The 11,561-nt window shown below is 36.8% G+C and carries 11 protein-coding genes; 3 read left to right on the top strand and 8 right to left on the bottom strand.

The genetic code is table 11. From position 1 onward, the window contains the following. Positions 1-256: 256 nt before the first annotated feature. The gene (locus tag CFPU101_RS21865) at positions 257-1,519 is read right to left on the bottom strand and encodes an ABC transporter substrate-binding protein (RefSeq protein WP_206817575.1); all 1,263 of its coding nucleotides are present in this window, start codon (positions 1,517-1,519) and stop codon (positions 257-259) included. A gap of 4 nt (positions 1,520-1,523) precedes the next feature. Continuing rightward, positions 1,524-2,822, bottom strand: coding sequence for a cytosine deaminase (locus CFPU101_RS21860; RefSeq protein WP_206817580.1), 1,299 nt, complete (start codon positions 2,820-2,822; stop codon positions 1,524-1,526). A 160-nt stretch (positions 2,823-2,982) separates the two neighbouring features. Between CFPU101_RS21860 and CFPU101_RS21855 the strand changes: the two genes are divergently transcribed. After that, complete coding sequence (locus CFPU101_RS21855) at positions 2,983-3,672, top strand: GDSL-type esterase/lipase family protein (protein ID WP_206817573.1); 690 nt, start codon at positions 2,983-2,985, stop codon at positions 3,670-3,672. A 64-nt stretch (positions 3,673-3,736) separates the two neighbouring features. Further along, positions 3,737-4,726 carry a TM2 domain-containing protein gene (locus CFPU101_RS21850; protein WP_206817571.1) on the top strand — a complete coding sequence of 330 codons (990 nt, stop codon included), beginning with the start codon at positions 3,737-3,739 and terminating at the stop codon, positions 4,724-4,726. A gap of 24 nt (positions 4,727-4,750) precedes the next feature. On the opposite strand, the gene CFPU101_RS21845 is transcribed toward CFPU101_RS21850, so the two are convergent. The 5 genes from CFPU101_RS21845 to ftsH all read right to left on the bottom strand — a co-directional run bounded on the left by CFPU101_RS21845 (position 4,751) and on the right by ftsH (position 9,998). Further along, positions 4,751-4,954: a hypothetical protein gene (locus CFPU101_RS21845; protein ID WP_206817570.1), complete on the bottom strand. Its 204-nt coding sequence runs from the start codon at positions 4,952-4,954 to the stop codon at positions 4,751-4,753. Next, positions 4,951-5,133: a hypothetical protein gene (locus CFPU101_RS21840; protein ID WP_206817569.1), complete on the bottom strand. Its 183-nt coding sequence runs from the start codon at positions 5,131-5,133 to the stop codon at positions 4,951-4,953. The genes CFPU101_RS21845 and CFPU101_RS21840 overlap by 4 nt, the downstream gene beginning before the upstream one ends. Before the next feature lie 82 nt (positions 5,134-5,215). After that, on the bottom strand, positions 5,216-6,562 hold the full coding sequence (locus CFPU101_RS21835; RefSeq protein WP_206817568.1) for a TldD/PmbA family protein: 1,347 nt from the start codon (positions 6,560-6,562) through the stop codon (positions 5,216-5,218). Then, complete coding sequence (locus tag CFPU101_RS21830; protein WP_206817567.1) at positions 6,559-7,998, bottom strand: TldD/PmbA family protein; 1,440 nt, start codon at positions 7,996-7,998, stop codon at positions 6,559-6,561. The genes CFPU101_RS21835 and CFPU101_RS21830 overlap by 4 nt, the downstream gene beginning before the upstream one ends. A 95-nt stretch (positions 7,999-8,093) precedes the next feature. Beyond that, positions 8,094-9,998: an ATP-dependent zinc metalloprotease FtsH gene (gene ftsH / locus CFPU101_RS21825; RefSeq protein ID WP_277988790.1), complete on the bottom strand. Its 1,905-nt coding sequence runs from the start codon at positions 9,996-9,998 to the stop codon at positions 8,094-8,096. Between the two features lie 448 nt (positions 9,999-10,446). On the opposite strand from ftsH, the gene CFPU101_RS21820 reads away from it, so the two are divergent. Further along, positions 10,447-11,253, top strand: coding sequence for an ion transporter (locus CFPU101_RS21820; protein ID WP_206817566.1), 807 nt, complete (start codon positions 10,447-10,449; stop codon positions 11,251-11,253). Positions 11,254-11,311: 58 nt separating this feature from the next. Here CFPU101_RS21820 and CFPU101_RS21815 read toward each other — a convergent pair whose 3' ends face one another. After that, positions 11,312-11,548 carry a NifU family protein gene (locus CFPU101_RS21815; RefSeq protein ID WP_206817565.1) on the bottom strand — a complete coding sequence of 79 codons (237 nt, stop codon included), beginning with the start codon at positions 11,546-11,548 and terminating at the stop codon, positions 11,312-11,314. Positions 11,549-11,561: the final 13 nt, after the last annotated feature.

The raw sequence follows: 11,561 nt of genomic DNA, 5'->3' as shown, positions 1-11,561 counted from the left end.
CTTTTGCAAGAGTTCTATTGTTCAAGTAGATAGGGAAGGAGACAATAATCTAACTGCTGAAATGGAAATCCAACTTACTAGCTTAGTCATTCTGTCAGCAAATGATTTCATTCTCTAAAAAAGAATAGTTCTAACGGATTCTGTGGTTAGCCATTTTGAGGAGATCTTTGACCGTTCAATGGAACTAGCAATGAGTAAATTTTATAGCCAAAAAAAGTCATGCTCTGCTTCGGCTCTCCTAATACGGTTAAATCGCTCACTTTTGAGCTTGAATTTGCTCATTAGCTTCATCTTCGGCTCGTTTCATCGCTTGGGCTAAAGGTTGTTCGCCTAATAATGCACTAAAAAACTGATTATTAAAGTTATTCATGACTAGGGCAGGATGTTGACCAATTTGCCAAGTAGTCGCATAGTTAACCCCTGCAATAAAAGCAGTTCGTAATGGATCGCGATCGTATCCCAATTTTTCGGCTACAGATCGACGCGTGGGTAAAACCAGTCCACTACTCGCCCATTTCGTCATCCCTTGCGAACTGGTGAGATATGAAATTAGCTCCCAAGCAGCCTGTTTATGTTTAGACTCGCGGTTCATCACATAAGCAACGGTAAGCATCATTGTACCCGAACGATCGTTGATACGGGGGACTTCGGCAGTAGCAAACTCCATCTGAGGGAAGTTCTCATGCAGAAACGGAATGACCCAACTCCCCTCAATTACCATTGCTACCTTACCTCTGCCCAACATCTCGCCCCCAGACTTCGCACCCACGTCAGAAGCCCGAACAGATGTACGTTCTTGATATTGCTCTACAACCAGCCGCAGTCCTGCTAAACTTTCCTCTGATGCAAATTTCGCATAGCCTGATTGATTGACAACCTGCCCGCCATATGCCTTGATCATATAAGACAAACGCGCTAATTCTGGAGTCACACCTAAGCCATATTGATCGCTCTTACCGTCTCCGTTGCGATCAACTGTTAAGCGTTTAGAATAAGTCAGCAGTTCATCCCAAGTTTGAGGAGGATGATTTAAACCCTCAGTGAAAAAAGCTTTTTTGTTATAAAACAGAGCTAGGGTTGAATAATCTTTCGGTAATCCATAAATATGATTATTATTTTTAAAAGGACTCAAGAAGTTTTCCTCAAAATCTGTTAACTCGAATGCTGGAGTGATATAAGATTCTAAAGGCTCCAAAACATTTTTATTCATTAATAAAGGTGCTTGAATTGCATCTAGATAAAATACGTCTGGTGCTGCATTTCCAATTAAACGAGCTTGTATCACATCCATATACTGTTCTGAAATAACTTCGTATTTAACTTTGATGTTGGGATGTGTTGTTTCAAAGTTTTGTATAACCTCTTGAAGTAACCGTCGTTCAATTGGATCACCCCAACCGCTTAATTTAATCGTTATGGGTTGGTTTTCTAAACGATCGGATGAAAAGTGCTGACAGAAACTAATTAAAAAAGCAACGATTAATCCGATCACAATAAGTTTAAACTGTTTTCTTGGCATAGATCTACAATTTTAGTAAATCATCTAATTCCGAATAATCTGGTAAGCTTGTATCAATTGATTTACCCTGTCTTAAAACAATCCGATCGCTTTGGGGACGCGACAACAATTCACTATAATAACGGGCTTTAAAAATAATTAAATCAGCAGTTAATCCTTCTCTAATTCTACCGAAGTTAGGTAATTCCATTAAATCAGCAGGGGTTTTCGTGACACTGCTACACCAATCTTGATAGGGCGTATCTAAATGAGCAATTCTCACCGCTTGCGTAAAGACTTCTAACCCATCATGATCCCCAAAACCGTAAAAAGGATCTCGACAATTATCGCTTGCAAATGCGATCGGTATTCCTTTTTGTTTGATTTCATGTGCTTTTGTAACACCACGCCAATAAGGGGTTTTATTGGGGATGCGATCCTGTAAATATAAGTTACACATCGGTAAGCTAACAATTCCGATACCCGCTTGTTTGACTAAATCCAAAGTTTGATTAACGATTTCTGGTTTTTGGACTGATAAACTACAGCAATGTCCACAAATAATCTGCTCACTAAATTGATTTCTAATAGCTGCTTTCGCAATTTGTTCTAAACATCGTGATTCTGGATCATTCGTTTCATCTGTATGAAAATCAAGCTTTAAATTTCGTTCTTTAGCCAACTGAAAAACCGTATCTAATTGTTTTTCTAAATCAGGATGAGGAAAGGCAACACCACCTAGAATTCCGCCAATTTCAGCAATTTTATCAGCTAGTTTAATTCCATCTGGTGTTTGAAAATAATCGAGAGTGACTAAACATACAGCTTGTAAAATGATGAGATCTTTCCATTTTTCTTGTAATGTTTTAAACACATCTAAACTAATAAAAGCTTGTTCCCCGTATGAATCAATATGTGTTCTAAGCGCACGGGTTCCATGAGCATAACTACACTTTAAACTAAATTCCATCCGTCGATAAAGATCTTCAGCTGTCCATGAAGCTTCTGCATCTTTTCTTGCTGTCAATAAAGCATCATCAAATGTGCCAGTAGGGTTAGGCGATCGTTGCCAAATATGACTTTTATCTAAATGAGTGTGTAAATCAATAAAGCAAGGAAAAATTATTTTTTTTTGTAAATCAATACTGATAGAATCTCGTTGGTTTGAATTACCTTGAATAATTTTATTGACAATTCCTTGTTTAATTTCTAAATCTACTAAACATAAATCTTCTTGAGTCGCTGATCCAAAACTTGTTTTTTCTACTAAAGAACGAGGAATATGAGCATTTTTCAACCAATAGTGTTCATTTTCAGGAATAATCATTGATTGCTAATCCTTGGATTATTTATTGAATTTGTTTCCAAACTTTTAAGTATCTGATATTATATATATAATTTAGTTGATTTTATTAAATTTGTCTATGCTTAAGAAAACCAAATATTTTTTAAAACTATCTATTTTTTTAAATCTTATATTTTTAATGGCTGTCAGTTTTTGGTTATTCAAAAAAATTAATTACTCTTTTGCTAGAACCGCCCAGTCCACACCACCACAACAAGCCCAAAGTCCACGACGAAATGCTTATCAAACTAACTACTATTATTCAAAAATGGAAGAATTTAAAAACTTACCCACATCTAAAGAAGATATTATTTTGTTAGGGGATAGCTTAACCGATCAAGGAGAGTGGCAGGAACTTCTAAAAAATATTAATGTAAAAAATAGAGGAATTTCAGGTGATACTACAGATGGCGTTTTAAATCGTCTTGATCAAATTATAGCAGGACAGCCGAAGAAAATTTTTATTCTAATTGGTGCTAATGACTTTTGGTGGGAAAAGAAATCAATTGACAAGCTTTTACAAAATTATAAGTTAATTTTAGATACTCTCAAGCAAAAAGCACCTAATGTCAAAGTTTATGTACAAAGTTTACTCCCAGTCAACAATACTAATTTTGATGTTGCTTTAGATAATTCTACCCTATCTGAATTTAATCAACAACTCGAACAAATTGTTAAAGATTATCCTTATCAGTATATTAATTTGTACCCTCATTTTTTAAACAAAGAAAATCAATTATCTTTACAATATACGACTGATGGAGTTCATTTAAGTGTACCTGGATATCTAGTTTGGAAAAATCAGATTGAAAAATATATTAATGAATAGGCTCTTGTCACTGTATTAAGAGTTGATTATATAATAGAGATAATTTTCTTTTTCTTAAAACATCATGAATCTAGACTCAGCAAAAAAGAAACTAGAAGACGGTTGTCTAACATTACAGAAAGCGGGAAATGATAAAGATTTGCTTGGTTTAGCCTTAACAAAAATTCATGCAGCCCTCGAAGAAGCTTGTCGAGTCTGGTTATCTGAACCCACTGTAACACAAGCACATCATTTAGATGCTAAAGATCGTAAACAAGTAACTTGGCAAGAAATCTTAGATTTAATGAGTCAATATTATCAGTGGACTTCAGATGATACCAGCTATCTTAGAAATAAAAATTATTTAAGAAACAAAATTGCTCATAATGATGAGTTTAATATCACACGTCAAGAAGTAGAAAATTATGCTCAGTATGTTGAAGAATTGTTAAATCAAAATCAATTACCAGTGTTTCAAAATCAAACAGTCAATCCATCTTTATTTGAGTTTGATTCTACATCTACACCACAACCACAAAAGATTAGCGATTTTTCAATTCAAACATCGAAAAAAAAATTAGCTGTTGCTTATGCACTTTGGGCATTAGGTTTTTTAGGAATCTTTGGTGTTCATCGTTTTTATCTCAAAAGACCATTGACAGGTTTATTATGGCTATTTAGTGGTGGCGTTTTTTTCATCGGACATATTGTAGATTTATTCTTAATTCCTAAAATGGTTAAAGGAGAAAATTTACCTCAATTATCGACGGATAATCCTTTATTAAATACAGGTCAAGAAATTTTTAATCAAATTAATCAATTAGATAATAGCTTACAAGCCAGTATTTTTCAAAGCGTTACAAATTCTAAATTGAAAAAAACAAGCCCGATGCACCACCTTTTAGAAGTAGCTGCGAAGAATGGAAAAGTTTTATCAATGGGGCAAGCCGTTAGAGAAACAAGTTTATCACCCGAAGAAGTGCAAAAGCTTTTAGATGAAGGCATGAGAAAAGGAATTATTAATATTGATAACGATTCTGAAACAGGTGCCGTTCGCTATTATTTTGATATTTAGACCCTGGGTTAAATGTTAAAATTATTAATTATCCTCATTTAATTTTAATTTAAAGATTGCTTCAACTTCTTCATAAGTCATACTTTGTGGTGCTGGGTATTTAAACCCGTCTTTTTTACGACTCAACAAGATTTCTAAAGCTTGACTAAAAGCAGTTTCGTCATTACGATTTTTAGAAAGATATTGACGAAGTTCGGCGTTATTCATTTCAGAAAGTGATTTTTTCATGATTCAAAATCCCAATTTCCATCTTCATTAATCAAAATTTCTAAAGTCTCATTAATTCCTGCTAATATATAAATAATTTTTAGTCTGTTATCATAGCGAAATAAGTGAATAGGTTGATAAAGATTAGATAGTAATTGACAGATAAAAATAGCTGTATCTTTTTGTTTCTCAGTTGGCAAATTTAATCTCCTAAGATGTTGTTAGTCTTATCTTTTACATTTTATCAGCCACCAGATCTGATAACTCTAGAATAAGCATTATTTACAATGTAAACGTAAAATCTTCGACTAATAAACCTGGCATTAATAAGCCACCTAAAGAACGTCTTTCATAGGTATCGGTATTGGGTACAAAATCTTGAAAATCAGTTAAAGCAATTAAATTTTCACCTAAAAACGCATATAAACTATCGTCAAAGCGTAAATCCTTAATTGGTGCGACAATCTGACCGTTTTCAACCCAGAAACAAGCATAACGTGTCATTCCTGTCAACCGTCCACCAGGGCGATCGCTCCAATTTAAATAATGTAGATTAGATAAATATAACCCTGTATCTAACTGTTTCAGGATTTCAGAATTTTGTAGTGTTCCAGTACTTACTTCGGGCGATCGTAATCCTTCCCCACCACTTGCACCATTAGCCTGTAATCCATATTCTAGAGCAGTACGACTACTGACTAAAGTATTGACTAATTTTCCTTCAATAATAATCGGAATTTCATCGGGGGCAATTTCGCCTAATTCATTAAAACGAGGCACACTCCCACTGGTAAAATTTTCTCGCAGATTAAATAAAGGCGATAGTGTTTTTCCTTCGCGTAACTTGGTTAAAGCACTTTCACCCTGACGCATGGATGATTCACTCACGCCACCCCAAGAAAACATACTTAGTATTTCGGCAGTAGCAGCAGGAGCTAAATAGGTACGATAGCGACCTGGTTTAACTTCATGAACAGGTGTATCATTGAGAATCTTAAGCTGTTCGATACCTAGCTGAATTTGTTCTCGATAACGCGAGGCTTGCCATTCTCTGCCCGCTAGAGTCGCTTTAACGGCTTTAGACGAAGGTGCAATGAGCGAGTAGTCTAAGAAAAAGGATTCGGTCGCAAACCAGTGTTTTTGTCCCGCAGAATTAGCATTAGCTCGAATGATGGTACCAGAGGCATAAATCCCAGTAAAATCTATCGATTGTACTTCTTTTAGAATTTCGTCTACCGCAGATTCAATCGGTAATAACTCACCCGTATAAACATCTCGACTTGAGCCTTTATTTTCGGGTAAAACGATATAAGGATCTTCAGGCAGTTGAGTGACTTCTTTTTTTAGTTCATTGAGTTTATCTAAAGCGATAGCCGTATCGAATGCTAAATCTCCACTAAAGGGAAAAGCAGTATAAGCGGTTTTTTGCTGATTGATTAAAGTCAGTTGTATGGTACTATCACAAACTATTCCTGCTTGTCTAACTTTGGCTGTATTGAAACGCAGAAAATGACTTTGTTCACCGCTTAATTCGATGGATAAATGTTCGTCACTTTGGAGATGATTAACCAGTAGTTCACTCAGTTGATTAAAGTTAGATTCTAATGCTTCTTGTGTGGTTAAATTCATGTCACACCCCCAAAAACTTCAATATTTTCAAATGCACAGACAGGTGACGCATGACCAACTCTAATCACTTGGTTCGGTTCTCCTTTGCCACAATAGGGTGTACCATAGATTTCCATTGTCGAACGATCGCCTACTTTGACTAAACCGCGCCAAAATGGATTAGTAACACCTCGATAATTCGGATTTTTCAACGGTTTGGTAAGTTTGCCATTTTCAATTAACCGCGCATATTCACAGCCAAATTGGAACTTATTACGATAGTCATCAATTGACCAAGAACGGTTAGACTCCATATAGACCCCAGATTCAATCGAACTGATGATCTCATCAAAACTTGCGTCACCTGGTTCTATGTTTAAATTTGCCATGCGATCAATTGGCGCACGATTCCACGAACTCGCCCGAAAGTTTGCTACACCTGGAATTTGAGTTCTGACTTGACTTTCGAGACTGCCTAAACCTCTTTGGAGAATGCCATCTTTAATCAAATATTCTCGTTTGGCTGTCGCACCTGCATCATCAAAGGCATAACTGGCAAACTCACCGCTAACTGTCGGGTCAAATGTTACATTCATTAAAGGTGAACCATAAACTAAGTGACCAAAATCAGAGAGTTTGACGAAACTTGACCCCGCGTAATTGCGTTCATCTCCTAAAATGCGATCCAACTCCAAAGGATGTCCAATACTTTCATGTATTTGTAGCATCATTTGATCGGGTGCCAATACCAAAGTCGTCGTCGTATTAGGGCAGTCTTGAGCTTGAATTAATTCTATCGCTTGTTCGCCAATGTGCCGCGCTCTAGATAAAACACTCGCTTCGTCAAAGACTTCCATTCCCGTTTGATAGGAGTGGGCTAACATCCCGTTATCTGTTCGTTTTTGTACGATATTGCCATCTTGCGCGGTTGCGCTGTAGTCTGTTGCAATTAGAAAAAAAGTTTGCTCAACATTTGAACCATTACTACTGACAAAAAGCTGTTCTGTTTCAATAATTTGTGCTAAAGCACTGGTTTTGACGATTTTATCGGAGATGTTGAGGGTTTGACAGACTTGGATCAAAAGATGATTAAGATCAGCAGGGCTTAGGAAATCAAAGGGTTTAAGTAAGGGTGATTGATATTTTCCGACTGCTTTGGGGCGAACCGCTTCGGTAAAGGAGTGTACAGCCCATTTTGAGGCGGCTATTGCTTGATTTCGGGCGATTTCGGCGGCGGTTTGAATACTGGTTTGGTCGAGTCGATTAGTTGCTGCATAGCCAAATTGACCATTGACTAAGACTTCTACCATTACGCCTTGAGTATAGTTTTTTCCGTTAGATTGGGGTTTACCATCACGTATGTAACGAGTAGTCGTACTTTCTTTAACTTGGCGTAATCCCACCCAGTCGGCTGAAAGATTTAAGTTTTGTAAGGCTTGATGTAAATTAAATTCCATAGTTTGTCAAATACTGAGCTAGGAAGAGCGATCGCATTATTGATAGTTTTAGTTAAGGGCGATTATTTTATTTATATTGGATCGCCCCAAACTGATTAACGAGAAGTGGCTAGAGTTTGATTAGACGGTTGAGTTAATTGATCAACTAACTTCCGAAATTCATCGCCTTCAATGGTTTCTTGTTCGATCAACAGATCCACTAAACGATCAACCGCCCCTCTATTGTCTTGAATAATTTTATAGGCTGTGTTGTGAGCATAGTTGACAATTGAACGAACTTGTGCATCGATTCTTGAGGCAATTTCTTCGGAATGCTCGGAGCGTCTACCACCAAAATCATTACCCAAAAAAGAATTATTTTGGTCTTCTTCAAGGGCAAAGGGGCCTAGATCTGACATCCCAAAACGAGTGACCATGCGTCGAGCTAAAGAAGTGACTTTTTCGATATCATTGGTTGCGCCCGTTGTTACTTCTGAATCACCAAAAATACATTCTTCTGCAACTCTTCCTCCGAGTAGGGCAGTAATACGGGCGATCAGTTGCGATCGACTGACTAAACCTTGATCCTCATCGGGGGTAAACCACGTTAAACCCATCGCTTGTCCTCTGGGAATTAGGGTGACTTTTTCGACGGGATCGTGTCCTGGCGTTAAAGTCCCGACGAGTGCATGACCAATTTCATGATAGGCGATCAGGCGTTTACTCTTGCTATCGACTAATGGAGTTCCTTCCATTCCTGCCACCACTCGATCAATAGCGTCATTAATTTCTGACATTGTGATCGCTTCTTTACGACGACGGGCGGTAAAAATAGCCCCTTCATTGAGAACATTCGCTAAGTCGGCACCTGTAAAACCGGGGGTTCGTTTGGCGATCGCTTCTAATGAAACATTGGGATCAACTTTTTTATTGCGTGCATGAACTTCGAGGATTTCCCGTCTTCCGCTAAAATCAGGATAGTCTACAATCACTTGTCGATCAAAGCGTCCAGGTCGTAACAAAGCCATATCGAGGACATCGGGGCGGTTGGTTGCAGCAATAATAATTATTCCTGCATTGCCCTCAAAGCCATCCATTTCGGTTAAAAGTTGGTTTAAAGTTTGTTCTCGTTCATCATTTCCGCCACCGTAACCGACCCCTCTTTGACGACCGACTGCATCTATTTCATCGATAAAGACCAAACAAGGCGCATTTTCTTTTGCTTTTTTAAAGAGATCCCTAACCCGTGAAGCACCAACCCCGACAAACATTTCAACAAATTCTGAACCCGAAATACTAAAAAAAGGTACCGCCGCTTCACCAGCTATGGCTTTAGCGAGTAGAGTTTTTCCTGTTCCAGGCGGCCCGATTAAAAGAACACCTCTAGGTATTTTGGCACCGATCGCGGTAAATTTTTCGGGATTTTTTAAAAAGGTAACGACTTCTTGTAATTCTTCTTTAGCTTCTTCGATTCCTGCAACTTCATTGAAACTAATTCCCGTTTTTGCTTCCATCTGAAATCTAGCACGAGATTTTCCAAAGTTCATGGCCTGCCCAGACATATTGGCAGAACGCCGTAAGAGCATTAAAACTAACCCTAGCAACAATAAGACAATAAACAAGTTTGTCATCAAGTTAACGGCAGCCGAGTTATCTGTAGAGGGTTGGATATCAAACTCGACATTTTTCGCCTTCAGCTTGGCAATGAGTTCGGGGTTTTGTTCTAATAATTTTACCTCTTGCGGTTGGACTTTATCTCCTTGTCCAACTAAGGTGACTTTAGCAACTTGTGAGGCTGGATCTATTTCTAGTTTACTGACTTGACCTTGATCAATTTTTTGTAATAGACCGCCGTAAGTCAAGTCCTTATCTTGAGCTTTAAGGTGTGCGGGGGTTACCGTGAGAACGGTTTGCAGGAGCATCCATCCAGCTATAATTTGTTTAAGAGATTTAGCGCGAGATTGTCTTTTAATCGCGGTTTTACCCTGAGACTCGTTTTTATGCCAAGAACTGTTTTGCATTGCATCAACTCTATTTAGTTACCCTGTTTCAATTGTGACAGATACAACACCTCATTGGATGAAATACGGTGAATGACCTTAGCTCAGGTTATTACTATCTAACGACAGCTAGTAATTTCCTATTCCTCAACGATAAACGCTTTTTTTGCTAATTGCCATCCTTAAATATTTTATCTGTGGATGATTATTCCTTGATGCTGTATCTTTTAAAACTTTTTTTATTCTAAATTGATGAATTAATCTTTGTCATCACACAAAAATGTATTTTTTAAAGTCAATTCATCGATAAAATCAATGTCCAAGCTATTTTAACAACAAAATGTATAGACAATCAATAAAAAGGGATTAATCTTAGTCGCCAAGCCCTATTGATAGAAAAAATTGTAACTCATTCAGACATAATAATAGGTTACTAGGCAAAATAAAAAAATAAATTAATCTATAAAATATGAATACATTTCGAGAAAAAATTGCTTTTTATTTGGATGATATTACAACATTTAAAGGATTAATAATAAACTTAGGTATTTTAGGATTAATTTTACTTTCACTATTAATTTATGTCGTTCAAACCTATGAAATTACTCCAACATGGGATCTGATTTTAGATCGTCTTGAATTATTAATTTTAATTCTCTTCGCTTTTGAATATTTAGTTAGACTATGGTGCGCCGACAATAAACTTAAATTTATTTTTAAACCTCTAGCCATCATGGATTTACTGGCAATTCTTCCTGTTTTTATCGGAATTTTTGATATTAGTTTTTTTCGAGTTTTTAGATCCTTTAGAATTTTGCGAATTATTCGATTTTTTGGCTTCGGTATTTCTGTTTTCAAAGTCCAAAAAACTGATCAAATTGTCATTGCTAGAATTTTGTTGATCTTAGCCTCAATTATCTTTGTTTATGCGGGACTAATTTACCAAGTTGAACATCCCGTTAATCCACACGTTTTTCGTCATTTTTTTGATGCTTTCTACTTTTGTGTTGTTACGATGACTACAGTGGGTTTTGGTGATGTTATTCCTTTAACAGACCAAGGTAGATTAGTCACTGTACTGATGATTCTAACAGGTATTTTTTTAATTCCTTGGCAAATTGGGGATTTAACTCGGCAACTCTTAAAAACAACTCAAAAAATTGAAACTCAGTGTTTAAATTGTAGTTTATTAACCCACGATATCGATGCTAATTTCTGTAAGAGTTGTGGTCAAAAGTTAGACAAAACTACTTCAGTGACTCCTTGGAAAAAATAGAGATTTTAGTAGGGGTTTGGATACCAAACCCTTACTAATTACTCCAAACTCTTTCTAATTAAAAAGCTTGTTCAACTTCGTTTACTTCTGGAATCATTTCTCGTAAACGACGTTCAATACCCATTTTTAGGGTCATGGTAGAACTTGGACAAGAACCGCAAGCACCTTGTAAACGTAGTCTAACAATGGGGCCATCAATTTCAACTAATTCTACGTTACCACCATCAGCCATTAGATAGGGACGCATTTCATCTAAAACTGTCTCTACATTCTCTGACGTTAATGCTAGTGCCATTACAACCTCTTTT

The organism is Chroococcus sp. FPU101 (assembly GCF_017312365.1).
GTDB lineage: Bacteria > Cyanobacteriota > Cyanobacteriia > Cyanobacteriales > Microcystaceae > Chroococcus.
This window is presented reverse-complemented; position numbering and strand designations above follow the sequence as displayed.

What these genes read in the sequence shown, in the direction of transcription:
- CFPU101_RS21865 (WP_206817575.1), bottom strand. Translation starts at nt 1,519, where the DNA reads ATGCCAAGAAAACAGTTTAAACTTATTGTGATCGGATTAATCGTTGCT.
- CFPU101_RS21855 (WP_206817573.1), top strand. Translation starts at nt 2,983, where the DNA reads ATGGCTGTCAGTTTTTGGTTATTCAAAAAAATTAATTACTCTTTTGCT.
- CFPU101_RS21850 (WP_206817571.1), top strand. Translation starts at nt 3,737, where the DNA reads ATGAATCTAGACTCAGCAAAAAAGAAACTAGAAGACGGTTGTCTAACA.
- CFPU101_RS21845 (WP_206817570.1), bottom strand. Translation starts at nt 4,954, where the DNA reads ATGAAAAAATCACTTTCTGAAATGAATAACGCCGAACTTCGTCAATAT.
- CFPU101_RS21835 (WP_206817568.1), bottom strand. Translation starts at nt 6,562, where the DNA reads ATGAATTTAACCACACAAGAAGCATTAGAATCTAACTTTAATCAACTG.
- CFPU101_RS21830 (WP_206817567.1), bottom strand. Translation starts at nt 7,998, where the DNA reads ATGGAATTTAATTTACATCAAGCCTTACAAAACTTAAATCTTTCAGCC.
- ftsH (WP_277988790.1), bottom strand. Translation starts at nt 9,998, where the DNA reads ATGCAAAACAGTTCTTGGCATAAAAACGAGTCTCAGGGTAAAACCGCG.
- CFPU101_RS21820 (WP_206817566.1), top strand. Translation starts at nt 10,447, where the DNA reads ATGAATACATTTCGAGAAAAAATTGCTTTTTATTTGGATGATATTACA.
- CFPU101_RS21815 (WP_206817565.1), bottom strand. Translation starts at nt 11,548, where the DNA reads ATGGCACTAGCATTAACGTCAGAGAATGTAGAGACAGTTTTAGATGAA.